General features: G+C 61.3%; 23 protein-coding genes. 14 read left to right on the forward strand and 9 right to left on the reverse strand.

Going from position 1 to position 24,238, the window contains the following annotated elements; all coding sequences use genetic code 11:
• Window positions 1–7: 7 nt before the first annotated feature.
• From phnL to phnN, 9 genes are all read left to right on the forward strand, one after another.
• A complete protein-coding gene (phnL, locus tag H4I97_RS16675) occupies window positions 8–715 on the forward strand; it encodes a phosphonate C-P lyase system protein PhnL (protein ID WP_182305726.1) in 708 nt (235 codons plus the stop codon).
• Entirely contained in the window at window positions 712–1,332 is a 621-nt protein-coding gene (locus H4I97_RS16680) for a DapH/DapD/GlmU-related protein (RefSeq protein WP_182305727.1), read from the forward strand. The genes phnL and H4I97_RS16680 overlap by 4 nt, the downstream gene beginning before the upstream one ends.
• A gap of 116 nt (window positions 1,333–1,448) precedes the next feature.
• Window positions 1,449–2,303, forward strand: a complete 855-nt coding sequence (gene phnC, locus H4I97_RS16685) for a phosphonate ABC transporter ATP-binding protein (RefSeq protein WP_182305728.1) — start codon at window positions 1,449–1,451, stop codon at window positions 2,301–2,303.
• Window positions 2,304–2,366: 63 nt separating this feature from the next.
• Window positions 2,367–3,272, forward strand: a complete 906-nt coding sequence (phnD, locus tag H4I97_RS16690; RefSeq protein ID WP_182305729.1) for a phosphonate ABC transporter substrate-binding protein — start codon at window positions 2,367–2,369, stop codon at window positions 3,270–3,272.
• A gap of 101 nt (window positions 3,273–3,373) precedes the next feature.
• The gene (gene phnE / locus H4I97_RS16695; protein ID WP_182305730.1) at window positions 3,374–4,336 is read left to right on the forward strand and encodes a phosphonate ABC transporter, permease protein PhnE; all 963 of its coding nucleotides are present in this window, start codon (window positions 3,374–3,376) and stop codon (window positions 4,334–4,336) included.
• A gap of 18 nt (window positions 4,337–4,354) precedes the next feature.
• Window positions 4,355–5,839, forward strand: coding sequence for a phosphonate ABC transporter, permease protein PhnE (gene phnE, locus H4I97_RS16700; protein ID WP_182307692.1), 1,485 nt, complete (start codon window positions 4,355–4,357; stop codon window positions 5,837–5,839).
• Between the two features lie 102 nt (window positions 5,840–5,941).
• Window positions 5,942–6,631 (forward strand): DUF1045 domain-containing protein, encoded by a 690-nt coding sequence (locus H4I97_RS16705; protein ID WP_182305731.1) that lies wholly within the window; start codon window positions 5,942–5,944, stop codon window positions 6,629–6,631.
• Window positions 6,632–6,650: 19 nt separating this feature from the next.
• Window positions 6,651–7,790, forward strand: coding sequence for an alpha-D-ribose 1-methylphosphonate 5-triphosphate diphosphatase (locus H4I97_RS16710; RefSeq protein ID WP_182305732.1), 1,140 nt, complete (start codon window positions 6,651–6,653; stop codon window positions 7,788–7,790).
• Window positions 7,790–8,431, forward strand: a complete 642-nt coding sequence (phnN, locus tag H4I97_RS16715; RefSeq protein ID WP_182305733.1) for a phosphonate metabolism protein/1,5-bisphosphokinase (PRPP-forming) PhnN — start codon at window positions 7,790–7,792, stop codon at window positions 8,429–8,431. The genes H4I97_RS16710 and phnN overlap by 1 nt, the downstream gene beginning before the upstream one ends.
• Here phnN and H4I97_RS16720 read toward each other — a convergent pair.
• From H4I97_RS16720 to pcaD, 8 genes are all read right to left on the reverse strand, one after another.
• Window positions 8,399–9,454 carry a 3-carboxy-cis,cis-muconate cycloisomerase gene (locus H4I97_RS16720; RefSeq protein ID WP_182307693.1) on the reverse strand — a complete coding sequence of 352 codons (1,056 nt, stop codon included), beginning with the start codon at window positions 9,452–9,454 and terminating at the stop codon, window positions 8,399–8,401. The two genes, phnN and H4I97_RS16720, sit on opposite strands and share 33 nt — an antisense overlap.
• A 2-nt stretch (window positions 9,455–9,456) precedes the next feature.
• On the reverse strand, window positions 9,457–10,662 hold the full coding sequence (gene pcaF, locus H4I97_RS16725) for a 3-oxoadipyl-CoA thiolase (protein ID WP_182305734.1): 1,206 nt from the start codon (window positions 10,660–10,662) through the stop codon (window positions 9,457–9,459).
• A gap of 10 nt (window positions 10,663–10,672) precedes the next feature.
• Window positions 10,673–11,362: a CoA transferase subunit B gene (locus tag H4I97_RS16730; RefSeq protein ID WP_182305735.1), complete on the reverse strand. Its 690-nt coding sequence runs from the start codon at window positions 11,360–11,362 to the stop codon at window positions 10,673–10,675.
• The gene (locus H4I97_RS16735) at window positions 11,359–12,066 is read right to left on the reverse strand and encodes a 3-oxoacid CoA-transferase subunit A (protein WP_182305736.1); all 708 of its coding nucleotides are present in this window, start codon (window positions 12,064–12,066) and stop codon (window positions 11,359–11,361) included. The genes H4I97_RS16730 and H4I97_RS16735 overlap by 4 nt, the downstream gene beginning before the upstream one ends.
• Window positions 12,067–12,132: 66 nt before the next feature.
• Entirely contained in the window at window positions 12,133–12,750 is a 618-nt protein-coding gene (gene pcaG / locus H4I97_RS16740; RefSeq protein WP_182305737.1) for a protocatechuate 3,4-dioxygenase subunit alpha, read from the reverse strand.
• Window position 12,751: 1 nt separating this feature from the next.
• Window positions 12,752–13,492: a protocatechuate 3,4-dioxygenase subunit beta gene (gene pcaH / locus H4I97_RS16745; RefSeq protein ID WP_182305738.1), complete on the reverse strand. Its 741-nt coding sequence runs from the start codon at window positions 13,490–13,492 to the stop codon at window positions 12,752–12,754.
• Entirely contained in the window at window positions 13,473–13,907 is a 435-nt protein-coding gene (gene pcaC / locus H4I97_RS16750) for a 4-carboxymuconolactone decarboxylase (protein ID WP_182305739.1), read from the reverse strand. The genes pcaH and pcaC overlap by 20 nt, the downstream gene beginning before the upstream one ends.
• 10 nt (window positions 13,908–13,917) lie before the next feature.
• On the reverse strand, window positions 13,918–14,706 hold the full coding sequence (gene pcaD, locus H4I97_RS16755) for a 3-oxoadipate enol-lactonase (RefSeq protein ID WP_182305740.1): 789 nt from the start codon (window positions 14,704–14,706) through the stop codon (window positions 13,918–13,920).
• Between the two features lie 90 nt (window positions 14,707–14,796).
• Here pcaD and pcaQ point away from each other — a divergent pair, with 90 nt between their 5' ends.
• On the forward strand, window positions 14,797–15,720 hold the full coding sequence (gene pcaQ, locus H4I97_RS16760) for a pca operon transcription factor PcaQ (RefSeq protein WP_182305741.1): 924 nt from the start codon (window positions 14,797–14,799) through the stop codon (window positions 15,718–15,720).
• A gap of 5 nt (window positions 15,721–15,725) precedes the next feature.
• Here the strand turns inward: pcaQ and polA are convergent, their stop codons facing one another.
• Window positions 15,726–18,713 (reverse strand): DNA polymerase I, encoded by a 2,988-nt coding sequence (gene polA / locus H4I97_RS16765; protein WP_182305742.1) that lies wholly within the window; start codon window positions 18,711–18,713, stop codon window positions 15,726–15,728.
• Here polA and H4I97_RS16770 point away from each other — a divergent pair.
• The 4 genes from H4I97_RS16770 (at window position 18,696) to H4I97_RS16785 (ending at window position 24,034) form a co-directional block, all read left to right on the forward strand.
• Window positions 18,696–19,193 carry a hypothetical protein gene (locus H4I97_RS16770; RefSeq protein ID WP_182305743.1) on the forward strand — a complete coding sequence of 166 codons (498 nt, stop codon included), beginning with the start codon at window positions 18,696–18,698 and terminating at the stop codon, window positions 19,191–19,193. The genes polA and H4I97_RS16770 overlap by 18 nt on opposite strands.
• 320 nt (window positions 19,194–19,513) lie before the next feature.
• Window positions 19,514–20,911: a M20/M25/M40 family metallo-hydrolase gene (locus tag H4I97_RS16775; protein WP_182305744.1), complete on the forward strand. Its 1,398-nt coding sequence runs from the start codon at window positions 19,514–19,516 to the stop codon at window positions 20,909–20,911.
• A gap of 242 nt (window positions 20,912–21,153) precedes the next feature.
• A complete protein-coding gene (locus tag H4I97_RS16780) occupies window positions 21,154–21,612 on the forward strand; it encodes a YbaK/EbsC family protein (RefSeq protein WP_182305745.1) in 459 nt (152 codons plus the stop codon).
• Window positions 21,613–21,808: 196 nt separating this feature from the next.
• Entirely contained in the window at window positions 21,809–24,034 is a 2,226-nt protein-coding gene (locus tag H4I97_RS16785; protein WP_182305746.1) for a transglycosylase domain-containing protein, read from the forward strand.
• Window positions 24,035–24,238 lie beyond the last annotated feature (204 nt).

A 24,238-nucleotide genomic window follows, 5' to 3' on the forward strand; every position in this document is an offset into this window, starting at 1 on the left:
AAGCGCCATGGCCACGCCCCTCGTCGTCTCCGAAGTCTCGAAGAGCTTCATCATGCACCTGCGCGACGGCATCCGCCTGCCGGTCGTCGCAAACGTCTCCTTCTCGATCGCCGAAGCCGAATGTGTCGTCCTCGGCGGCCCTTCAGGCATCGGCAAGAGCTCGATCCTCAAGATGCTCTATGGCAACTATGCCGTGGATACCGGACAGGTGCTCGTAGAGCATCGTGGTCACGTCATCGATATAGCGACCGCCGATCCGCGCATGATCATGGACGTCCGGCGTACCACCGTGGGCTATGTGAGCCAGTTTCTGCGAACCGTCCCACGTGTCGCGGCGATCGACGTCGTCGCCGAGCCCCTGGTTGTCCGCGGAACGGATGTGGATGCCGCACGTGCGCGCGCCGGCGAACTGCTGGAACGGCTCAATCTGCCGCGCGCCTTGTGGCAGCTGCCGCCAGCGACTTTTTCCGGCGGCGAGCAGCAGCGCGTGAACATCGCCCGCGGCTTCATCACTGATCATCGCATCCTCCTTCTCGATGAGCCGACGGCCTCTCTCGACGCTGCGAATCGCGCCGTGGTGGTGGACATGATCCGCCAGAAGAAGGCGTCCGGGGTCGCCCTGCTCGGGATTTTCCATGACGAGGAGGTGCGCGAGGCAGTGGCCGATCGCATTCTCAACGTAACAGCGTTCTCGCCAAGAAAAGCAGCCGCATGAGCAAGAAGCTCGGGTGCGATCCGCTTGTTCACGAGACTGCGCATGTCGCGAACTCAGCCCTCGGAGCCTATACCGAGGTCGCCGAGCGCTGCCGTCTCGATGAGGTGGAGCTCGGCGACTACTCCTACATGATGCAGGACAGTTCCGCCTGGTGCACCACCATCGGAAAATTCGTGAATATTGCCGCGGCGGTGCGCATCAACGCGCCCAATCACCCGACGTGGCGGGCGACCATGCATCATTTCACCTACAGGGCGGCGTCCTATTTCGATGGTGCGGAGAACGACGAAGAATTCTTCGCCTGGCGCCGCGAGAACCGCGTGGTGATCGGACATGACGTCTGGATCGGACATGGAGCAACGATCCTTCCCGGGGTTCAGATCGGCAATGGGGCAGTAATCGGTGCCGGAGCCGTGGTTTCCAGATCTGTCGCACCTTACTCGATCGTCGGCGGCGTTCCCGCCCGGCTCATCCGCGAGCGCTTTCCCGCGGATGTCGCCGCCGGAATGGAAGCGCTCGCCTGGTGGGACTGGAGCCATGAACGGCTGCACGTCGCCCTCGAAGATTTCCGGTGGCTCGACGGTGCGGCCTTCATCGAAAAATACGGGAAATCGTAAATCTCTTCAAATGGATATCAGATTTTACAATACCTACACAAATCTGACATCCGCACTTCATCCCCGTCCGATACAGGCTTTACCAACCACACGGACAGAAGATCGGAAGCGCCAAGATGAGATTTGAGCTGAAGAACCTCACCCGCCGCTTCGGGGACAATGTTGCGGTCAATGCCGTCAGTCTCGATATCCCGCAGGGACAGATGGTGGGGGTAATCGGTCGCTCGGGCGCCGGCAAGTCCACCCTGCTGCGGATGATCAACCGCCTCGTCGACCCGTCCTCCGGATCCATCCAATTCGGCGACGCGGAGGTCTCGTCGTTGCGGGGGCAGTCGCTGCGCAACTGGCAGCGTGACTGCGCGATGATCTTCCAGCAGTTCAATCTCGTGCCTCGGCTGGACGTCCTGACCAACGTCCTGCTTGGTCGTCTGAACCACCGTTCCACTGCGCTCAGCATTCTCAACTATTTCACGCGCGAGGAGCGGATCATGGCGATCGCCGCCCTCGAAAGGCTCGGCATCGAGCAGACGGCGCTGCAGCCGGCCGGCACGCTTTCCGGCGGCCAGCAGCAGCGCGTCGCGATAGCACGAGCGTTGATGCAAAGACCGAAGATGGTGCTCGCCGACGAGCCGATCGCGTCCCTCGACCCCCTGAACGCCAAGATCGTCATGGACGCCTTGCGCGACATCAACGTCCGCGAAGGCATTACGGTCATCACGAACCTGCATACCCTCGACACCGCCCGAACGTATTGCGACAGAATCATCGGCATGGCGCATGGATCGGTGGTCTTCGACGGCCGTGCGGACGCGCTGACGGCAGACGCGGTGCGGCAGATATACGGCTCGAATCCCGACGGCAGCGGCGTCGACGAGGGCATGACGTCGACAAGCATCGACATCAGTCGCGCGAAGGCGTCCTCCGCCCGGCAAGTTGCGGGGTTTCGTCCCCTCGCCGCAGCAGACGCCTGATCGGCCGCCCGCATCAAAACCATTTCATCAACCGATCCGACCCCGAAGAAACAGGAGAGACCCATGTTGAAGAAGACCCTTCTCGCCGCCGTTGCGCTCGTTGCCATGGCCGGTGCGGCTGCCGCGGAAGACCTCAAGGAATTCCGGATCGGCATTCTGGGCGGCGAGAACGAAGCCGACCGCCTGCGCAACTTCCAGTGCATGGTCGACAAGCTTCCCGCCGTCCTCGGCGTGGAGAAGGTCTCGCTTTTCCCGGCTGCCGACTATGACGGCGTTATTCAGGGCCTGCTTGGTGGCACGCTCGACTATGCCGAACTCGGCGCTTCCGGTTTTGCCAAGATTTATCTCGCCGACGCCAAGGCGGTCGAACCGATCCTAACCACCGTCCAGACTGACGGCTCGATGGGCTACTACTCGATCATGGTCGCCCGCAAAGATTCGGGCATGACCAAGGTCACTGACATCAAGGGCAAGAAGCTCGGCTTCGCCGACCCCGACTCGACGTCGGGATACCTGATCCCGACCGTTACCCTGCCGGAAGCTCTCGGCGCCCCCGTCAAGGAGTACGTTGCCGAAACAGGCTTTGGTGGCGGTCACGAAAACCTCGTCCTCGAAGTGCTGAAGGGCACCTTCGATGCCGGCACGACCTTCGGCTCTGGCGTCGGCGAGTTCAAGGACGGCTACACCTCCGGCAACCTGAAGAAGATGGTCGACAAGGGCGTCCTGAACATGGACGATCTGGTCGAACTCTGGAAGTCCCCGCTGATCCCGAACGGCCCAGTCGTAGTCCGCACATCGATGAACGACGACATGAAGGCCAAGTTCAAGACCTTCATGATGGACCTGCCGAAAACCGACGCTGCCTGCTTCTCGGCTATCCAGGGCGGTGACTTCACCGGCTTCACCGAAGTGAACGTCGACTTCTACAAACCGATTATTGACGCCCGCAAGGCAACCATCGGCGGCTGACATCCTGAGACCGAAAAAGGCCGCCGGGTGCATCAGGCAGCCGGCGACTCTTGACGAATGCACGTCGCCGCCGCGACGTGAACAAAAGCGGACTGCCTGCCATGAGTTCCTTCACCTACAAGCCCGAGCTCAGCGAGAGGGGCGCACTCATCGAGAACCATTGGCAAGACCTTGCCCGAGGCCGTCGTTTGTACACGATGCTTTCGCTCGCGGTGCTCGCCCTGGCGCTTACGGGTTCGTTGTGGTTTGCCAACGAAACCAACTCGGGCAAGTTCTTCGAACGCTTGCCGCACTTTTTCGATTTTGTCGGTGACCTGATGCCTCGCGACGGCATCGAAGTCTGGCGCGCGCTCCTCGACCTGCCCTCTCCATATTTCGATGGAAGCCTGAAATACGACTATCCCGAAGGCCGCTACTACGTCACCGACAGCCTCTACGTACCCGAGTACGTCTACAAGATGACGGAAACCCTGAACATTGCGTTGTTGTCGACGATCATCGGTTTCGCCCTCGGCTTCCTCCTGTCGTTTCTTGCTGCGAAAAACATGACGGCCAGTCCGTGGATACGCGTTCCGGTGCGTCGTTTCATGGAGCTGTTGCGCGCATTTCCTGAAATCGTCCTTGCCGGCTTCTTTCTGGCGATCCTGTCGCTCGGTCCGATTCCCGCGATCATCGCAGTTTCGATCCACACAATCGGCGCACTCGGCAAGCTCTTCTTCGAAGTCATCGAAAACGCGGACATGAAGCCGGACGAAGGGCTGAAAGCGGTCGGCGCCTCATGGGTCGAGCGCGCCTGGTTCGGCATGGTGCCGCAGGTGATGCCAAATTTCGTCAGCTATTTTCTGTTGCGCTTCGAAATCAACGTCCGTGCTTCGACCATCATCGGCGCGGTCGGAGGTGGCGGCATCGGCGAACAGCTGCGTCTTTCGATCAGTCGTGGGCACGAGGCGAAGACGCTGGCGATCGTTCTCCTGCTGTTTGTGACGATCATCGCGGTCGACCAACTCTCAGCGTGGCTGCGCCGCAAGCTCGTCGGAGATCAGGCCTTCCAGGCCGTGATGTAGGAGTGCACCTTGAAAACGATGAGCCTTTCCGAATTCGAGGCAGTTGCCGCTCGCCATCCGCAACTCCTCATGCCTTCTTTCTGGTCACGTTTCCGCGTCGCGGCGGTCGGAGGGGCGATCGCCCTCTATTTCGTCTTCTGCTGGTGGTTCTTCTCCGTCGGTCAGGTTCTCGGCACCGCCAATTGGGGTATCGCTGCCGGCTACCTCGCAGACTGGATATCCTACGAAGTCCGGCCGGACATAGTGGTTCGCGCGGACGGGACAATGCAGATCGAGTTCTCGCGCTACGATCCGATCGGTCCCAATCCCTGTCCCGACTGGCTCGAGGCCGAGCACGAAACGGTAACCCGGACGGTGGAGATCCCGGCGACGGAGATGCAAGCCAAGCCGAAGTCCTCTTTCAGCTTCGTTGCTCCGAGCAATGCAGGCAAGCAGGAGGCTGCCGAGGCCCGAACGGAGACCCGCACCGAAGAAGTCGTCACCCATGCGGTCGCGTCCATGAACTCGACCGACAGGATTGACGTCCTGCCAGGGCACGTCGAAATCCATCGCGGAAATGAGACGCTTGGCGTCACGCTCAGCCGCAACGACGGTGTGAGAGCTGATCGCGACCTACCCGCCTGGGCAACCCAGCGCGCATCGGGCGAGAAGATCGTTCTCGCCTTCGGTTTCTCTGGCTGGGCGGAAATCCGCGACGATGCCGTCAAGATCCACAAGCGCTTTGTCGGGTGGGAAAACTTTTTCTTCGATATCGATTCGCCTTTCTTCGGCAAATCGGCGGCCGAAGTGTTCGGCCTGCTGTTCTCCGGAGCGCGCCTCGATCCGAACCGCAGCAATGTCTCACTCGCTCTGGAGGGTTTCCTCTACAATCCCTCCTGGCAGCATCTCGATGTCTGGACCAAGCTGTTGCAGACGATCGTCATGGCCTTTGTCGGAACTTTCTTCGCAACGATCATTGCCTTTCCGCTCTCGTTCGTTGCCGCCCGCAACATCACGCGCAATGGCGTCGTAAACCAGATCACCAAACGCTTCTTCGACTTCCAGCGTTCGGTCGACATGTTCATCTGGGCGCTGTTCTTCACGCGCGCATTCGGTCCCGGACCACTGGCCGGGATTTCCGCCATCTTCTTCACGGACACCGGAACGCTCGGCAAGCTCTATTCGGAAGCGCTGGAGAACATCGACGACAAGCAGCGCGAGGGCGTGAAGTCGGTAGGTGCGGCACCATTGGCCGTTCAGCGTTTCGGCGTCCTGCCGCAGGTTCTTCCGGTCTTCACCTCGCAAGCGCTTTACTTTTGGGAATCGAACACCCGGTCAGCCACGATCATCGGCGCGGTCGGCGCCGGCGGTATCGGCCTGAAACTCTGGGAAGCTATGCGGACCAATCAGGACTGGGAGAACGTCGGCTACATGGTCCTGCTCATCCTGATCGTCGTCTTCGTCTTCGATTCTATCTCGAATGCTGTGCGTTCCCGTCTCATCGGCAGGCGATCGACTCTATGAGCCTCGCCAGCTCGCCATTGCAGTGCATCCGGCATCGGTCCTCGCAAACGCCACGGCGCACGCGTTACACTCGCAGCCGTAGCAATCCGAAGGAATCAGTCTTTGCGTTACGCACTCTATTTCACGCCACCCGAGCATGACCCGCTGTCGCGGGCAGCAGCGCACTGGCTCGGTCGTGATCCATTCGATGGATCGGCCCTGCCGACACCGGAAGTCGAGGGATTCGATGCCGCAGAAATGGCCGACGTCACCGCAGAGCCGCGACGCTACGGTTTCCACGCAACATTGAAGCCACCCTTTGCCCTTGCAGCGGGCCGGAGCGAAGGCGAGCTCGTCGACGCACTGGGGCGCTTCTGCGGGCAGGCACCGACCTTTACGATCCCCTCGGCGGTGATCGGGCAACTCGGCCACTTCTTCGCGCTCGTTCCAGAGCAGCCATTTACGCCGCTGCAGGCATTTGCCGCCGAGATCGTCGAGGTCTTCGAGCCTTATCGGGCACCGTTGACCGACGCGGATATGGCGCGGCGCAAACCCGAAACATTGAGCGAGACCGAACGCGCCAATCTGGTTCGCTGGGGCTACCCGTACGTCATGGACGAATTCCGCTTCCACATGACGCTGACCGGGCCGGTCAAGGCGGAACGCGCGACGGCCATGCGCGACCTTCTCAACAGTCGCTTTGCCGACTTCGTCGGTCGCCCACTCAGCATTTCCGGCCTCGCGCTCTACGTCGAAAAAGAGCGTGGAATGCCATTCACCATTCATTCCTGGCTGCCTCTGTCCGGCGCCTGATCGAAAGGACAACCGACCGATGACCACCGAAGCAGTATTCACCAATGCCCGTATTGTCCTGGACGACGATATCATTTCCGGCACGCTCATCGTCCGCGACGGCCGTATTGCCGAGCTTTCGGAAGGCTCGACGGCATCCGGCGAGGATATGGAAGGGGACTATATCCTGCCGGGCCTGGTCGAATTGCACACCGACCACTTGGAGGCCCACTACTCGCCGCGGCCGGGCGTGCGCTGGGACAAGATCTCGGCGATCCAGGCACATGACGCCCAGGTCGTGACGTCCGGCATCACCACGGTTTTCGATTGCCTGCGCATGGGGTCTGATGAGGACGGCGGCTTCGACAAAGGCGAAATGCGCGAGATGGCCGACGCCATACAGACGGCCGAGCGTGAAGACCGGCTGCGCGCCGAACACCTTCTGCACCTGCGCTGCGAAGTGTCCGCTCCCGATGTCCTCGATCACTTTTCTGACTTTGAGAGCGATCCACATGTCCGCTTGGTCTCGTTGATGGACCATGCGCCGGGGCAGCGTCAGTTCCAGACGATGGAACAGTATACCCTCTATTATAAAAAGAAGCGTGGCCTCTCGGAGGATGCGTTCGCACAGTTCGTCGCCCGCCGTCAGGAATCCTCCGCGCGCTATGCGGCCCCACACCGTAACACCCTGGCCAAGACCTGTGCGGAACGCGGCATCACGATCGCAAGCCACGACGACGCAACGCTCGACCACGTGGACGAGGCGATCGGCTATGGCGTCAGGCTTGCGGAGTTCCCAACGAGCTTCGACGCGGCCGAAGCTTCCCACAAAGCGGGAATGAGTGTGCTGATGGGCGCTCCCAACATCGTTCGCGGCAAGTCCCATTCCGGCAATATTGCCGCCCGCGATCTCGCGGAGCGCGGTGTTCTGGACGTCCTCTCGTCGGATTATGTACCGCTCAGCCTGTTGCACGCTCCCTTCGTACTCGCCGATGCTCTGCCGAACCTGTCTCTGCCGAAGGCGCTCGCCATGGTGACGGCGACACCCGCCAAGACGGTCGGACTTTCCGACCGCGGTCGTATTGCAGAAGGACTCCGAGCCGATCTGGTGCGCGTGCGCCGGCAGTCCGGAGTGCCGGTCGTGCGTGCCGTCTGGCGCGAAGGACGACGGGTCGCCTGATGACGAGCGGGGCGTTCATATCTTCGACCGGTAGACTTCCTGGTACGTTCGTGGCGGTCGTCGGGCCGAGCGGGGCCGGCAAGGACAGTCTGATCTCATATGCTCAAGGGCGTCTTGCAGCGCGGCCGGACATCCACTTCGTGCGTCGCCTGATCACGCGCGACGGCAATGCCGGCGGCGAAGATCACCTCGCCGTAACCTCGGAGGACTTCGAGGACATGCGTGAGAAAGGAGGCTTTGCCGTTCATTGGGACGCCCATGGCCTTCGCTACGGAATACCGGCTTCCGTCAATGATGAACTGGCACGCGGGCATATAATCGTTGCCAACGGCTCCCGCTCGGCTCTCAACGACTTCGCCGAGGTTTTTCCGCGATTGCTCGTGGTGAACGTCGTCGCGAGAGCGGATATTCTCGCACACCGCCTGCAGCAGCGCGGCAGGGAGACCGAGGCCGATGTCGGCAACCGGCTGGAGCGAGGCTCTCTCCTAATTCCAGAGGGTTTCCGGACCGTGACAATCGACAACAGCGGCCCTCTTGCTGATGCGGGGGAGCGACTGACGGGGGTGCTCGTGGATCTGCTCTCGGAGCGCACTGGTGTCGCCCGAGGTTCAGGCTGGATCTCCGAACCGCTCGATCGATGAAAGCAAGGCGCTCCCGTGGAGGAGCGAAAGGCCAGACGCTTCAATCATCTGCGGCATAAGCAGCCATTCCAGCGTCCAGGCGCTGCCCGAGCGTTCCTGTTCATGCACGAGCGCTTGATGGACACCGGCGAGCAGGGTTGCATTGTACCGGGCAAGTGCGACGAGTATCTCGGCCCTTACGGGGTTTTGCTTGTGCGGCATGGCGGATGAACCTCCACCTCCCGAAATCTCCGCCTCGTCGATGCCGTTCTGGACCATGAGCACCAGATCCTGCCCGATCTTTCCGAAGGCACCGGTGAGACGGGACAGGAAGCCGGCGAAATCTGCAATCCGCCCCCTGTCGGTATGCGGGACGTAATCGGGCGCCAAGAGGCCGAGATTGCGCGCCATCGACTGCCGCACGGCGAAAATCTTGTCGTCGAACTTCTCCGATGTCCCCGCCGCACCGGCGAGCGTCAGGATCAGGACACGTTCACGCTGGCGCGGTAGTTCGGCCGCCAAATGCTGCAAAGGGCTCTTCCAGGTTTTCAGCCGGTCACCGACCGTGATCGGCACCGCTGCCTGCATGCGTGTCCGCCCCATCAAACGGTTTCCGCCGAAACGCGACTGAAGCACATCGAGCTGCGATAGGACACTTGATAGCCGGCTATTAAAAACATCGAGAACGAAGGCGAGCTTCAGGGCCATAGCAGTATCGATGACGTCCTGGCTGGTCACGCCGAGGTGGATGAACCTGCCATGCGGTTCGCCGACAGCATTGCGCAGCTGCCGGACCAGCTCGGGGACGACGACACCATCGCGTGCCGTTGCGCTCGTCAGTTCTTCCATGTCCGGAACAAGACGCGTGCAGACGGATTCGATCGCGGCAGCTGCTTCCTCGTCCACCATGCCGGCTATGGCCTGAGCCCGAACAAGCTCTATCTCGAAGCGCAGCATGGCGCGCACATCGGCAGCGGTACCCAGCGCATCGGCGATTTCATTGTCGCCGAGCAGGCCGCCGAGGAAAGTGAGCCCGGCGAGCATGTTCACACCCGCTCCAGAGCGATCGCGATGCCCTGGCCGACGCCGATGCACATCGCTGAAAGGGCGTACCGACCGCCGGATAAGGCGAGCTCGAGAGCCGCCGTGCCGGTGATGCGGGCGCCCGACATACCGAGCGGATGCCCGAGCGCGATTGCCCCGCCGTTGCGGTTGACCCGTGGGTCGTCATCGGAGAGGCCGAGCTGCCGAAGCGTGGCAAGTGCCTGGCTTGCGAAGGCTTCGTTGAGCTCGATGGCGTCGAACTGCTCGATCTTCATTCCAAGGCGGGTCATCAAGGCCTGCGACGCCGGCGCAGGGCCGATGCCCATGACACGCGGCGGCACGCCGGCTGCCGCCCCGCCGAGGATGCGGGCGACGGGCGTCAGGCCGTGCCGGCGCGCTGCCTTTTCCGAGGCGATAATGAGAGCTGCGGCACCATCGTTGACGCCCGACGCATTCCCCGCCGTGACGGTGGCTCCGTGCAGCTGGTTGACAGACTTCAGGCGCGCGAGCGCTTCCAGGTTCGTGGCGCGTGGATGCTCGTCACGATCAATAAGCACATCCTCCCCTTTCCGCTGCGGAACGGTCACGCCCGTAATCTCCTTCGACAGACGGCCGCTCGCCTGGGCAGCTGCCGCCTTTGCCTGACTACGGACGGCGAAGGCATCCTGATCCTCCCGCGCAATGCCGCATTCGATGGCTACATTGTCGCCCGTTTCAGGCATCGAGTCGACACCGTACCGGCGCTTCATCAGCGGGTTGACGAACCTCCAGCCGATGGTGGTGTCGTAGATCTCCGCATGGCGGGAAAAGGCAGTGTCCGCCTTGGGCATAACGAAGGGCGCGCGGCTCATGCTCTCGACGCCGCCGGCTATCAACAGATCCGCCTCGCCCGATTTGATGGCGCGTGCGGCGGTAATGACCGCATCCATACCCGAACCGCACAGGCGATTGATGGTGGTACCGCTGACCGTTACCGGTAATCCGGCGAGAAGCAGCGACATGCGCGCCACGTTGCGATTGTCCTCGCCAGCCTGATTGGCACAGCCGAGGATCACATCGTCGACGGCTTCCCAATCAATCGAGGCATGCCGCTCCATCAGTGCCTTCAGCGGCACGGCGCCGAGATCATCGGCGCGGACAGAAGACAGCGAACCGCCGAAGCGGCCGATAGGCGTCCGAATATAGTCGCAGACAAAGGCGTCGGTCATGATGAAATCCTTAGAGTGCCGGCACGACAAGTTCGGCGACCGCACGGTCAGTATGGAGTTTCGCGCCGGTCATGGCCTGGAGTTCATCCATGGTCATGGCTGCCAATTTTTCCCGCACCACAAACCTGCCGCCGACAATGTCAATGACTGCATGGCTCGTATAGACACGGGTGATGCATCCGACACCGGTCAGCGGAAACGTGCAGCGCTCGACGAGTTTCGGCTGGCCATCCTTGGTGACGTGTTCGGTGATAACAAAAACCTGCTTCGCCCCGTGTACGAGATCCATGGCGCCGCCCACCGCCGGCACGCCCTTGGACCCGACCCGCCAATTCGCCAAGTCGCCGTTCTGGGCAACCTGGTATGCACCGAGAATGGCGACGTCCAGGTGTCCGCCACGCACCATGGCGAAGCTGTCGGCATGGTGAAAGAAGGACGCCCCGGGTTTCAGCGTCACCGCCTTCTTGCCGGCATTGATGAGGTCCCAGTCTTCCTCGCCTTCCGGTGGCGGCTCGCCGAAATTCAGGATGCCGTTCTCCGTGTGGAAAATGGCTTCTCTGCCCTCAGGCTGGTAGCGGGCGACCATTTCGGGAAAGCCGATCCCGAGATTGACATAGGCGCCGTCGGCGATGTCCTGGGCGGCGCGCCAGGCTATCTGGGCGTTGGAGAGTTTCTTTTCTTCGCGCGCAACGGTCGTCATGCGTAGACCACTCCGGCTCGGATGAGCACTTCTTCCTGTTGCGGATCAGCGACCTCAACGACGGCGTTCACGAAGATGCCTGGTGTGACCACGTGTTCGGGATCGATACCGCCGGCAGGCACGATCCTGGTGACCTGCGCGATCGTTCTCGCCGCCGCCATGCACATCAATGGATTGAAGTTGCGGCCGGCCTTGTTGTAGGTGAGATTGCCGTGTGTGTCGCCGAGCTCGGCCTTGACGATCGCAAAATCGGCCTTGAGCCAACGTTCCTGGACATAGTGCCGACCGTCGAATTCGGCGACGGGCTTGCCCTCCGCGAGTTCGGTGCCGTAGGCCGTAGGCGTATAGAAGGCCGGGATGCCGGCGCCGCCGGCGCGGATACGTTCTGCAAGCGTGCCCTGCGGCACCAGTTCGAGCTCGATCTCGCCGGCGAGATACTTTTCCGTGAAGGCGCGTGGGTCGGATGAGCGTGGAAAAGAACAGATCATCTTTCGCACCATGCCCGCATCGATCATGGCAGCAATGCCGATGCGGCCGTTGCCGGCATTGTTGTTTATGACCGTCAGGTTCTTCGGCCCCTTGTCGATCAGCGCGTGAATCAGCTCGATCGGAGCCCCGGAACCACCGAAGCCACCAATCATCACGGTGGCGTCGTCACCGATTTCGGCAACGGCCTCGACCAGGTCTGCAATTGTCTTGTTCATTTGAAGGCCCCTTCCGGCCCGTCTGGCAATGCCCACAATCGACGTACCGAAGATGAAGTCGCGGGTTCAGATATCGAAGAACACCGTTTCGTTCTCGCCCTGGAGATGTATGTCGAAGGTGTAGGTGTCGCCCTCACGGTCAGCAATCAGGGTCGGAACCCGTACCCTGTGCTCGATGCGCGCGAGTACCGGATCAGCGGCATTGGCTTCTGCTTCGTCCGCGAAATACATGCGGGTATGAAGGCCGATATTGATGCCACGTGCGACGATCCAGAAGGTGATGTGCGGCGCCATCAGTCGGCCGTCGCGGAAAGGGACGCGTCCCGGCTTGACCGTCTCGAAGACGTATTCGCCGGTCTCCATGTCGGCCGGACAGCGGCCCCAGCCGGCAAAGTCCGGATCCGCCTTTCCGCGCGTCTCCGAGGGGCTGTTGTAGAGCCCGTCGGCGTCGGCTTGCCATATCTCGACCAGCGCGTCCTTGAGGGGCGTGCCGGATCCGTCGATGACACGGCCGCGGATGGTGATGCGCTCACCCCTTGTGCGTTCGTTGTAGAGCGGACCGGACCCGAGGTCCTTTTCGAACACTCCTTCGATCCCGGTAAAATTGGGCGTGCAACCGATATGAACATAAGGACCGGCCGTCTGCGACGGTGATTCCTTCAGATAGCCGAGCGGCTGAACCATCTCAGTTGCCCTCCTTGCGGTTGTCGAACATCGTCGAACGCCGTCCGCGCAGGACGATGTCGAACTTGTAGGCGCGCATATCCATCGGGATCGTCGCGTTGAGGTCGAGCGGTGCAATAAGGCGTTTGATCGCCTCCTCGTCCGGAATCGTCTTCACGATCGGGCAAATCCAGATCAACGGATCGCCTTCGAAATACATCTGCGTAATCAGCCGCTGGGCGAAGCCGTGGCCGAAGACCGAGAAGTGGATGTGCGCCGGACGCCAGTCGTTGACGCCGTTCGGCCATGGATACGGACCCGGCTTGATCGTCTTGAACCAGTAGTAACCGTCCTCGTCCGTTACGGTCCGGCCGACACCACCGAAGTTCGGATCCAGAGCCGCGAGGTAGGTTTCCTTCTTGTGGCGGTAGCGTCCTCCCGCATTCGCCTGCCAGAATTCCACGAGAGCTCCCGCGACCCCCCTGCCGCGCTCATCGAGGACTCGCCCGTGCACGAGGATGCGCTGGCCGATCGGACTTTCACCGGCGCGCGCATAGTTCTGGATGAGATCGTTATCGAACTCGTTCAGCATGTTGTGGCCAAAGACCGGCCCGGTGATCTCGCTTTTCGTACCTTCCAGCGAAATCAGTGCGCGCTGGGGTGAGCGCAGGACGGTGGTCTTGTACCATGGCGTATACGCCGGCGGATGCATCTCGCGATCACGGGGGAAGAATATCCCAGTCTCAGGCATGGTGTTCTTCACGTCTCTCCTCCGTCCCGCTTTCCTGCTGGCCCATTTCATCCAGTACCGCCTTGGCCACCTTTATAGCGCTATTAGCGGCCGGCACGCCGGCATATATCGCGACGTGGAGCAGCGTTTCCATGATGTCCTCCTTCGTCGCGCCGGTGTTGACCGTCGCCCGAACGTGGAGAGCGACTTCCTCCTGGTGTCCTAGTGCAGCGAGCAACGCGATGGTGACCATTGAACGCTCGCGCTTGGTCCAGGTCGGTCGGGACCAGACATGGCCCCAGGCAGCCTCGGTTATGAGATTCTGAAAAGGTTCGTCAAAGGCTGACCTCTGTGCCTCGGTCCGGTTCACATAACCGTCTCCGAGCACCTGCCGGCGGGTGGCCATGCCCTCGCGGTAACGCAGAGACTTCTCGGCGGCCTCGTTCATGGACGTCCTTTCATGCCTTCCTGACAAAGGGTTCGATCAACGCGGCCAGCCGCTGTGGCTGCTCAACGCAGGGAATGTGCCCGCATCCTTCGATGATTTCGAAGCGGGCGCCGGGGATCATGTCGGCCATGCCGCGGACGAGGTCCGGTGGAGTGGACCCGTCCTGATCGCCGACGACGCACAGCGTGGGGACGGTGATCGTCGGCGGGATTGCGGAAAGGTCCGTATCGCGGATCGCCTCGCAGGCCCCGATATAGGCAGGTGCCGACTGGCGCTCCAGCATCAGACGATAACCCACGACATCCGTCCGGCGGTTCTTGTGGAACGACGGCGTGAACCAACGCTCCATGACGCTGTCACCGATACCGGCAAGTCCGCCTTTGCGGATCGCTTCGATCCGGCTGTCCCAAGTCTCTGCAGTACCGATCTTCGGCCCGGTGTCGCAGAGCACCAGTTTGCGCACCAGATCCGGACGTTTGCGCCAGAGACCCTGCGCGATCATTCCGCCAATCGAGAGGCCACAGAAGACGGCTTTGTCGATACCGACATGATCAACGAGACCGACGAGGTCGTCGACGAGGTCCTCCATTCCAAGCCCGGCTGCGCCGAGACCGGTAAGCCCGTGGCCACGGGAATCGTAGAGGAGAACCGAGATGTCGTCGCCAAGTTCATCAAAGAGCGGCAACCAAATGCGAAAATCCGTCCCTAACGAGTTGGAAAAGACGATGGTGTGCTTGGCACCGGGATCACCGATGAACTCGTAATGAACCGTAATTCCATTGATCGCGGCAAAGGCCATGATTTTCTCCTCTGAATGAAAGGTAGCTAATGGTTTTTGTTCGGTAAAATGATATTTTGGCCAAATTCCATAACCATATCGGCATGATTCATGGACGCAAGAATCAAGTTTCGTCATCTGCAGACCTTCCTCGAAGTGGCCCGTCAACGCAGCGTCGGCAAGGCCGCGGACGCACTAGCGATCACCCAACCGGCGGTCACGCGTACCGTCCGTGAACTGGAGGACATTCTTGGAGTGCCCCTCTTCGAACGCGAAGGCCGCGGGATCCGTATCTCCCATTTCGGCGAGATCTTCCTGAAGCATGCCGGCGAGAGCCTTGCCGCCGTGCAACGCGGGATGGACTCCGTGGCACAGGCACTGAAGTCGGAGGGCCCCCCTGTTCGGATCGGAACGCTGCCGACCGCTTCGGCGACCTTCATGCCAGGGGCAGTGGAACAGTTTCTCGCAAGCGGCACCGGCAGCCAGGTGACAATCGCCTCAGGTGAGAACAGGGCACTGCTCAGTTCGTTGCGGCTCGGCGAGCTTGACCTCGTGGTCGGCCGGCTGGCGGCGCCGGAGGTCATGACAGGCCTCTTCTTCGAACCGTTATACACCGAGGAAGTCGTGCTGGTTGTGCGCGCTTCGCATCCCTTGCTTGCGCGACGCAACTTCACTCTCAACGCGTTAGCCAGCTTTGTCGTCCTGATGCCGCCGTCCGGAGCGGTCATCCGCCCCTTCGTCGATCGGCTTTTCCTCACCAACGGCATCCCGGAACTGCCGCGCATGATCGAGACGGTTTCCGACTCTTTCGGCCGCGCGTTCGTCGCACGCAATGATGCGGTCTGGATCATCTCACGCGGTGTCGTCGCAGATGAGCTTTCCAGCGGGCGGCTGGTTGCCCTCGATATTGACACGAGCGAAACACGGGGCGCCGTCGGACTAACCACCCGCGACGGGATCGAGCCGAGCGCATCGCTCTCTTTGATGATGCAGGCGATTCGCGATCACGTGTCCGCACGGCAAGGACGCTTCTAGGCCGCTCAGTGCGCCTCATCCCAATTGGTGGCGGCGCGTGCATCCACCTTGAGCGGCACCCTCATGGAGATCGCCGGCATGGCCGCGTGCTCCATTACGGAGACGATCACCGGCATCGCATCCGCAACCGCGTCGTCCTCGACCTCGAAGATCAGTTCATCGTGCACCTGCAACAGCATGCGAACCCTCTCTCCAAAACCGGCATCCGCGAGCGCCGGCTCGACCTTGATCATGGCACGGCGGATGATATCGGCAGCCGATCCCTGGATCGGTGCGTTGATCGCGGCGCGCTCGTTGAACGCGCGGACCTGCGGATTGGAGGACCTGATCTCAGGGTAATGCGCGCGGCGGCCGAAGATGGTCTCGACATAGCCGTTCTCGCGAGCGAAGGCTTTCGTCGATTCCATGTAGTCCTTGATGCCGGGAAAGCGCTCGAAGTACTTCTTGATGTACTCACCCGCCTCCGAACGCTCGATGCCGAGCTGGTTGGCGAGGCCGAAGGCGGAAATGCCGTAGATGATGCCGAAGTTGATCGCCTTCGCGCGCCGGCGCACCTCGGCCGGCATGCCTTCGACGGGAACGCCGAACATTTCCGACGCGGTCATCGCGTGAATGTCGATACCGTCGGCAAAGGCCTGACGCAGTTGCGGAATGTCGGCGACATGGGCAAGCACCCGAAGCTCAATCTGGCTGTAGTCGGCCGAAACGAGCCGATGACCAGGCGTCGAGATGAAGGCCGTCCGGATCTTGCGGCCTTCCGCGGTCCGGACGGGAATGTTCTGCAGATTTGGCTCGGACGACGAAAGCCGGCCCGTGGTGGTCGAGGCGAGCGAATAGCACGTATGCACACGCTTCGTCTGCGGATGCACATAGCCCGGCAGCGCGTCCGTATAGGTGGACTTGAGCTTGGTCAGCTGGCGCCAGTCGACAATCTTGCGCGGCAGTTCGACGCCGGCTGCGGCCAGGTCTTCCAGGACCTGCGCTGAGGTCGACCATTGTCCGGTCTTGGTCTTCGACCCGCCCGGCAATCCCATCTTGCCGAACAAAATATCGCCCAGCTGCTTCGGCGAGCCGATGTTGAATCGCTCGCCGGCAAGCTCATAAATCTCGGATTCGAAGGCCGCCGCCTTCTGGGCAAGCTCGCCGGAGAGGCGGGAGAGGATCTGGCGATCAACGGTAATGCCGCGCTCTTCCATCCGGGCAAGGACCGGGATGAGCGGCCGTTCGAGCCTTTCGTAGACCTTCGTGAGTCCGTCCGCGGCAAGCCGCGGCTTCAGCACCATCCAAAGCCGCAAGGTGACATCCGCATCCTCCGCCGCATAGGCAGTCGCCTTATCGATATCGATCAGGTCGAAAGTGACCGATGATTTTCCGGAGCCGGCGACATCCTTATAGGCAATCGGCGTATGGCCGAGCCAACGCTCGGACAGTGCGTCCATTCCGTGATTGCCGCGGCCCGCTTCCAGGACATAGGAGATCAGCATCGTATCGTCGAAGCTTTCGATAACGATGCCGTGCCGCTTCATCAGCAGGTAATCGTATTTTAGGTTTTGGCCGACCTTCAGGACCGATGGGTCCTCCAATAACGTCTTGAGGGCTGTGAGCGCCGCGTCTGCCGGAATCTGGCCGTCGGCATGACCTCCGCCCAGCAGATCGCCGACACCTGTCTTGTGGGCAAGCGGCACATAGGCCGCACGAATTTCGGTTGTGCCGGCCGAGTGCGTGTTGTCCGCAATCGCCAGCGAGAAACCGACGAGGTCGGCAAGCATCGGGTCAAGCGAGGTCGTTTCGGTGTCGAAGGCGACGAGGCCGCTTTCGCGCGCGGCGGCAATCCATACCTCCAGCGTCGGCAGATCACGAATCGTCTGGTAGTCGCCGATATCGATCGTCTTGCCGTGGAAAGCGTCAGCGCGGGCCTTGACGAGGTCGGCGGGCGTCGGGCCGCTGGGAAGGGCGGCCGACGCGAATGCCGGACCAGCGACGGGGGAAGCAACAGTCGCCGCTCCGTCCTCAGCCTGCAGTTCGCCGATTTCGAGATCCGGTCCGTGAGCAGCCGGACCCCACTCGATCTTCACCGGCGCCGGCTCGATCGCGCTTGCATCGCAGCCGCAAGCCTCCGCCACGCGACGGGTCAGGGTATTGAACTCCATCGTCTTGAGAAAGCCTATGAGCAGAGGGCCGTTCTGGTTTTCGAGCACCAATTGGTCCAGCGGTACATCAAGAGACACGTCGGTGCGAAGAGTGACGAGCGTGCGCGAAAGCCGCGCCAGATCAGCGTTTGCGACGATGTTCTCGCGCCGCTTGACCTGCTTGATCTCATCCGCGCGTGCAAGCAGCGCGTCGAGGTTGCCATACTCGTCGAGCAGCTGGGCGGCGGTCTTCGGCCCGATTCCGGGAATGCCGGGAACATTGTCCGTCGAATCGCCGGTCAGCGCCTGCAGATCGATCATCTTCTCAGGCGGCACGCCCCATTTCTCGATGACGTCCGGAATACCGATCTGCTTGTCCTTCATGCTGTCGTACATGTGGACGTTGGGCGTCACAAGCTGCATCAGATCCTTGTCGGAAGAGATGATCGTGACGTCGGCACCGACGGCCTCGGCCTGACGCGAATAGGTCGCGATGATGTCGTCAGCCTCGAAACCTTCCTTCTCGATGCAGGGAAGGTTGAAGGCACGGGTCGCCTCGCGAATCAATCCGAACTGCGGCACCAATTCCTCCGGCGGCGCCGAGCGGTTCGCCTTGTAAGCGTCGTAGAGCTCCTTGCGGAACGTCTTGGAGGAATAGTCGAAGACAACGGCGAAATGGGTCGGCGTCACGCCGACGGATGTATCTCGCGCGTCCGTCAGCAGCTTCCAGAGCATGTTGCAGAAGCCGGCGACTGCGCCCACCGGCAGGCCGTCCGATTTTCGGGTGAGCGGCGGCAGGGCGTGGAACGCCCTGAAGATGAAGCCCGAACCGTCAACGAGGAAAAGATGATCGCCCTTTTTCATAGACGCATGGATAGCCTGCGGGGCCGCAAAGGTCCATTGCAGTTTGTTGAACCTCGCCTATTCTGGATCGGCGGCAGGCCGCCGCATTCCGAGGGAAAGACGATGAACCAGATTATAAGGGCCTACATCTTCTATGGCCTGTTCACGTTGCTGATGGCAGGCACATCGTGGATGCAGGAAGACTCTGCATCGCTCATCTTCCTGAAGTTTCTCGGCAGTGGAATGTACCTGCTGTCACTGGAAGGACTTCGTGCCCGTTTTCCCGAACAGCATGACGCGACACGCAGCCTGGCGACGTGGATCGAATTCAAGCTCCTGAACGCCGTCTTGTTCGGGGCCCTGATTGCTTTCGTCAGTTTCAGGCCGGACGCGCCGCTGGACGCCACCTTGCGTGGCTTTGTGGTCGCGATGAGCATGTTGGCCACGATCGAGATCGGGTTCCTTCTCTATAGGCGGCGCAAGCCCGAACGGCCTTCCTGAGAATCTTACAAATTTGTAATCCAGCATTCCCTTGAAAAGCCGCATTCGGCCTCTCATCTCTTGTTCATCGGCGACTGATCACGCCGTAGTCTGAAAGAGGCCCGTCCCCCGCCGCTTCAGACTTGGGCAAAGGCCTTATCCCCCTCTCCGGGCCTTTGTCCCAGCTTTTCGGCGAAGCCGCCGTGGCCCCTCCTCCAAGCCACGGCGGCTTTGCTTTTGCCGATGATCATCATTCTGCACACCAATTTGTCTCTTCGCAGCCTCGTCACCCGATCCGGATTCGGCTATCGTCCGCGCGATTCAAACGACAGGACAGGATGATGAGCGACATTTCCGCCGTACTCGACTGCGCCGACAAGGCGCTTCCCCAGAGCCTCGACAGGCTTTTCGATCTCGTCAGAATCAAATCGATTTCGACCGATCCCGCCTACAAAGCGGATTGCCGCAAGGCGGCGGAATGGCTGGTGCGCGAACTGACAGCCCTCGGCTTCGAGGCCTCGGTCCGGGACACGCCCGGCCATCCGATGGTGGTGGCGCATCACGCGGCAGGGTCGCCGGAAGCACCGCACGCACTCTTCTATGGACACTACGACGTCCAGCCCGTCGACCCGCTCGACCTTTGGGAAAACGATCCTTTCGAACCGGCGATCAAGGAGATCGAAGCCGGTCGCAAGGTGATCACCGGCCGTGGTACGTCGGACGACAAGGGGCAGTTGCTGACCTTTGTGGAGGCATGCCGAGCCTACAAGGAGATCAACGGGACGCTCCCGCTCCGCATCACGATTCTCTTCGAGGGCGAAGAAGAATCGGGATCTCCCTCGCTGAAACCGTTCCTCGCCGCAAACGCCGAGGAACTGAAGGCCGACTTCGCACTCGTTTGCGACACCAGCATGTGGGACGGTGAAACGCCGGCGATCGCGGCGGCGCTTCGCGGATTGGTCGGAGAGGAGATCGTTATTTCCGCCGCCGACCGGGACCTTCATTCCGGCCTCTTCGGGGGAGCCGCGGCAAACCCGATCCACATCCTCGTCGGTATCCTCGCCGGCCTCCACGATGAAACGGGACGGGTGACGTTGCCCGGCTTCTACGAAGGCGTCGAAGAAACGCCCGCCAACATCAAGGCTTCGTGGGAAACCCTCGGACGCACTGCCGAAAACTTCCTCGGCCAGGTCGGGCTATCGGTCCCGGCAGGCGAGAAAGGACGTTCTGTCCTGGAGCTCACCTGGGCGCGTCCGACAACCGAAATCAACGGAATCACCGGTGGCTACACCGGCGAAGGTTTCAAGACCGTGATCGCGGCCAAAGCCTCGGCCAAGGTCTCCTTCCGGCTGGTCGGGGAACAGGATCCAGCAAAGATCCGCGAAAGCTTCCGCGCCTATGTTCGCTCCAGGATTCCTGCAGACTGCGCGGTCGAGTTCCATGAACATGGCGGTTCGCCGGCCATTCAGCTCTCTTACGATTCGCCGGTGCTGACGAAGGCGAAGAATGCGCTTTCGGACGAGTGGCCGAAGCCGGCTGTCGTCATCGGCATGGGCGGCTCGATCCCTATCGTCGGCGACTTCCAGAAAATGCTCGGAATGGACTCCCTACTCGTCGGCTATGGGCTTACCGATGACCGTATCCACTCGCCCAACGAAAAATACGATTTGAAGTCCTTCCATAAGGGCATCCGTTCGTGGATCCGTATTCTGGATGCGCTGGCGAAAGGTGCTAGGTAGCCGGAAAAGCAAAAGGCCGGGATAACCCGACCTTTCCCTCCATTTTCCGGTCCTGCCAGTACATCCGTGGTCAGGACCGGGAATGGGCGATGCCTCGGCTTACGGCGCAATCATCTTGCGCCACGCGGCTTCATGACCCCAATGCTGTCGCTTCAAGGTTAACATGAGGTTAACACGGCGATCCTAATGCTCGACACCGCGTAAGCTCTATTGATGTCACGTAGATTGTTCTGGAAACTGCAATGAGCCTTCAATCCGTCAAAGACTTCTTAAGCCGCCACGCTCCCGAGATTACCGTCATCGAAACGGAAGCGAGCTCGGCAACCGTCGCGCTCGCCGCTGAGGCGCACGGCGTGGAACCCGACCAGATTGCCAAGACGATCTGTCTGCGGATCGGCACCGAGCCCGTGCTCGTGGTCGCTGCGGGCACGAAACGTTTGGACAATCGCAAGTTCAAGGACCGCTTCGGCGTCAAGCCGCGGATGCTGGACGCCGAGGAGGTGCTGGCGACCACCTCTCATCCGGTCGGCGGGGTCTGCCCCTTCGGACTGCCGTCACCGATCAAGATCTTTTGCGACGTTTCTCTTCAGGCCTTTGATGAAGTTGTCCCCGCGGCTGGTGCGACCAACGCCGCCGTCCGAATCGCTACGCAGAGGCTGGTTGCACTGACAGATGCGGAATGGGCCGATCTCTGCCAGTGACCGACGCGTCCTCCGAAGCAACTAGCCCTTTGAAAGGCATAGTGATTCTCGTCGCCCATTCTTTAACTTCGCCTTAAATCGCCGCATTTAAGGTTCAAGGCGGCCGCGATCGCAAGAGGTGCCGATTACCTCAACAAGGCCACCACGACGCCCGGACGGAAGGCGGCGCCAACACCAGGAGCACCACCGGCAGCGAATGGCAGGACGAGGAAAAGCGAACGAGCGCGTTGAGCCGACCTTTGAGGAAAGGCGCGGCGGCGATGACTTTCGCCTGTCGGCTGGTGATCGCGTCGCACGCGGATCGCCCGCCGTCAAAGGCGGCGGCAAACCGAAATCTGGCAAGCCCTCCCGCTCCCGTCAGAAGCGCCGAAGCGAAGGAGGCCTGGGCGGCTTTCTGCGCAGGATGGTTTACTGGTCGATCGTACTCGGGCTATGGGGCGGCATCGGCCTGGCCGGGATTGTCGCCTACTACGGCGCACGGATGCCGAGCGCCAGCACATGGTCGATCCCTGAACGTCCCCCCAACGTCAAGATCGTCTCCGTCGAGGGAGAGGTGATCGCAAACCGAGGGATTACCGGCGGAGAAGCGCTCGCGCTCGAGGATATGTCGCCCTACATTCCGCAGGCGGTGATCGCGATCGAAGATCGTCGCTTCTACTCCCATTTCGGCGTTGACCCCTTCGGGCTCGTACGAGCCCTCATAAACAATGCGCTGCCCGGACGCGGGACACAGGGTGGGTCCACGCTGACGCAGCAGCTTGCGAAGAACCTTTTCCTCTCCCCGGAACGGACGATCGAGCGGAAGGTGCAGGAAGTGCTGCTCGCCTTCTGGCTCGAGCACACGTACACCAAGGACCAGATCCTCGCGATGTACCTGAACCGGGTCTACTTCGGCTCGAATGCATACGGTGTGGAAGCGGCATCGCGGCGGTATTTCAACAAATCGGCACGCGACGTGAACCTTGGCGAGGCTGCGCTGCTGGCAGGATTGCTGAAGGCTCCGTCCCGCCTCTCGCCGGCACGCGACCCGGAGGCCGCCGAGGCTCGCGCCCAGGTCGTTCTCGGCGCGATGCGCGACGCCGGCTTTATCACCGACGACGAGATCAAGACGGCCATGTCGCAGCCGCCCGCCCGCGCAAAGCGTTACTGGTCGGGTGCTGGTCAGTACGTAGCCGATATGGTGATGGATGACGTGCGCGCCTTGATTGGAACGGTAGAGGACGACCTCGTCGTCGAGACCACGATCGACATGTCGCTCGAGAAGAAGGCGGAAGCAGCACTCATCGACACTCTCAGTCGTGACGGCGAAAAGTCAAAGGCTTCCCAGGCAGCCCTCGTCTCCATCGACGGTACCGGAGCAATACGCGCGCTCGTCGGCGGCAGGGACTATGCCGAGAGCCAGTTCAACCGCGCGGCCAAGGCGAAGCGGCAGCCGGGGTCAGCTTTCAAGCCGTTCGTTTATGTCTCCGCCCTTGAAATCGGACTGCGGCCGGAATCGGTCCGCAACGACGCACCCATCAGGATCGGCAAGTGGACACCGGAGAATTACGACCAGAAGTATCGCGGTCCGGTCACGTTGACTTCCGCGCTCGCCAACTCCCTGAACACCATCGCCGCCGAGCTGGTCATGGAGGTAGGCCCCGAACACGTGGTCAAGGTCGCCCACCGCCTCGGCATCGAATCCGAGTTGCAGGCGAACGCGTCGATCGCCCTCGGAACGTCGGAAGTGTCGCTGCTCGAACTTACGTCAGCCTATGCCCCCTTCATGAACGGCGGCTACAAGGCAACCCCGCACGTGGTTCGCCGCATTACGACCCCCGACGGCAAGATCCTCTATGAAAACGACTATGCCAATCCGCCGCAGGTGCTCAGCGAGCAGATCGTCGCGGCCATGAACATGATGCTGACGCAGGTCATCGAAGGCGGCACCGGCAAGAATGCCCGCCTGAAGGGCTGGCAGGCCGCCGGCAAGACCGGTACCACGCAGTCCTTCCGCGACGCGCTTTTCGTCGGCTATACCAGTAATCTGACAACGGGCGTCTGGTTCGGAAACGACGACGGCACCTCGATGAGAAAGGTGACGGGTGGAGGTCTGCCGGCAAAGGCTTGGCACGACTTCATGACGGCCGCTCATTCGGGCCTGACGCCAACGCCGCTCGGCGGGGTACCCTACGATCGGCAAGACATGCAACAGCAGCCGGAACAGCTTTCCATCGGCTCGATCATTTCAGAAGTCTTCTCACCCGCCGAGGGACGCTATCCTGCCGCTCCCGCACCCCCCGTTGCGCCCGCCGCAACAGGTGGCCATGCGCCGCGAATGTCACAGGTGCCTATTCCGCCCGGCGAAGTGGGAGACCGAAATGCAACGCCCGCGCAGGCCACGCGGCGAACGACACTTCTCGACATCATTACGGGACAATGAACGGCAAGGCGCATCGCGGCACGGGAACCGGGCATCGAGCGTCTCCTGCGCGAGCCAAACCGCCCTTCCGGAATGCCGCCAATCTGCTCTTTTTACTGGATTACAGCGGATTTGGAGCCTTGCAGTCAGAAAAACCGCTTCTTATATACGCGACATAACCGCAGCTAAGACTGCGCAACCAGGACCATCCACGTCGAGGGGCTG

This window comes from Ciceribacter thiooxidans (genome assembly GCF_014126615.1).
Taxonomy (GTDB): domain Bacteria; phylum Pseudomonadota; class Alphaproteobacteria; order Rhizobiales; family Rhizobiaceae; genus Allorhizobium; species Allorhizobium thiooxidans.

Coding starts and splice junctions, on each gene's coding strand:
- phnL (WP_182305726.1), top strand. CDS start 8: ATGGCCACGCCCCTCGTCGTCTCCGAAGTCTCGAAGAGCTTCATCATG.
- phnE (WP_182307692.1), top strand. CDS start 4,355: ATGAGCCTTTCCGAATTCGAGGCAGTTGCCGCTCGCCATCCGCAACTC.
- H4I97_RS16720 (WP_182307693.1), bottom strand. CDS start 9,454: ATGCTCGCCGGGCTCACTTTCCTCGGCGGCCTGCTCGGCGACAATGAA.
- pcaG (WP_182305737.1), bottom strand. CDS start 12,750: ATGGTTCAGCCGCTCGGCTATCTGAAGGAATCACCGTCGCAGACGGCC.
- H4I97_RS16730 (WP_182305735.1), bottom strand. CDS start 11,362: ATGACGACCGTTGCGCGCGAAGAAAAGAAACTCTCCAACGCCCAGATA.
- H4I97_RS16775 (WP_182305744.1), top strand. CDS start 19,514: ATGAGCGACATTTCCGCCGTACTCGACTGCGCCGACAAGGCGCTTCCC.
- polA (WP_182305742.1), bottom strand. CDS start 18,713: ATGAAAAAGGGCGATCATCTTTTCCTCGTTGACGGTTCGGGCTTCATC.
- H4I97_RS16710 (WP_182305732.1), top strand. CDS start 6,651: ATGACCACCGAAGCAGTATTCACCAATGCCCGTATTGTCCTGGACGAC.
- H4I97_RS16785 (WP_182305746.1), top strand. CDS start 21,809: ATGGCAGGACGAGGAAAAGCGAACGAGCGCGTTGAGCCGACCTTTGAG.
- pcaC (WP_182305739.1), bottom strand. CDS start 13,907: ATGAACGAGGCCGCCGAGAAGTCTCTGCGTTACCGCGAGGGCATGGCC.
- pcaQ (WP_182305741.1), top strand. CDS start 14,797: ATGGACGCAAGAATCAAGTTTCGTCATCTGCAGACCTTCCTCGAAGTG.
- H4I97_RS16680 (WP_182305727.1), top strand. CDS start 712: ATGAGCAAGAAGCTCGGGTGCGATCCGCTTGTTCACGAGACTGCGCAT.
- phnN (WP_182305733.1), top strand. CDS start 7,790: ATGACGAGCGGGGCGTTCATATCTTCGACCGGTAGACTTCCTGGTACG.
- pcaF (WP_182305734.1), bottom strand. CDS start 10,662: ATGACCGACGCCTTTGTCTGCGACTATATTCGGACGCCTATCGGCCGC.
- phnC (WP_182305728.1), top strand. CDS start 1,449: ATGAGATTTGAGCTGAAGAACCTCACCCGCCGCTTCGGGGACAATGTT.
- H4I97_RS16780 (WP_182305745.1), top strand. CDS start 21,154: ATGAGCCTTCAATCCGTCAAAGACTTCTTAAGCCGCCACGCTCCCGAG.
- phnD (WP_182305729.1), top strand. CDS start 2,367: ATGTTGAAGAAGACCCTTCTCGCCGCCGTTGCGCTCGTTGCCATGGCC.
- phnE (WP_182305730.1), top strand. CDS start 3,374: ATGAGTTCCTTCACCTACAAGCCCGAGCTCAGCGAGAGGGGCGCACTC.
- H4I97_RS16735 (WP_182305736.1), bottom strand. CDS start 12,066: ATGAACAAGACAATTGCAGACCTGGTCGAGGCCGTTGCCGAAATCGGT.
- pcaD (WP_182305740.1), bottom strand. CDS start 14,706: ATGGCCTTTGCCGCGATCAATGGAATTACGGTTCATTACGAGTTCATC.
- H4I97_RS16770 (WP_182305743.1), top strand. CDS start 18,696: ATGATCGCCCTTTTTCATAGACGCATGGATAGCCTGCGGGGCCGCAAA.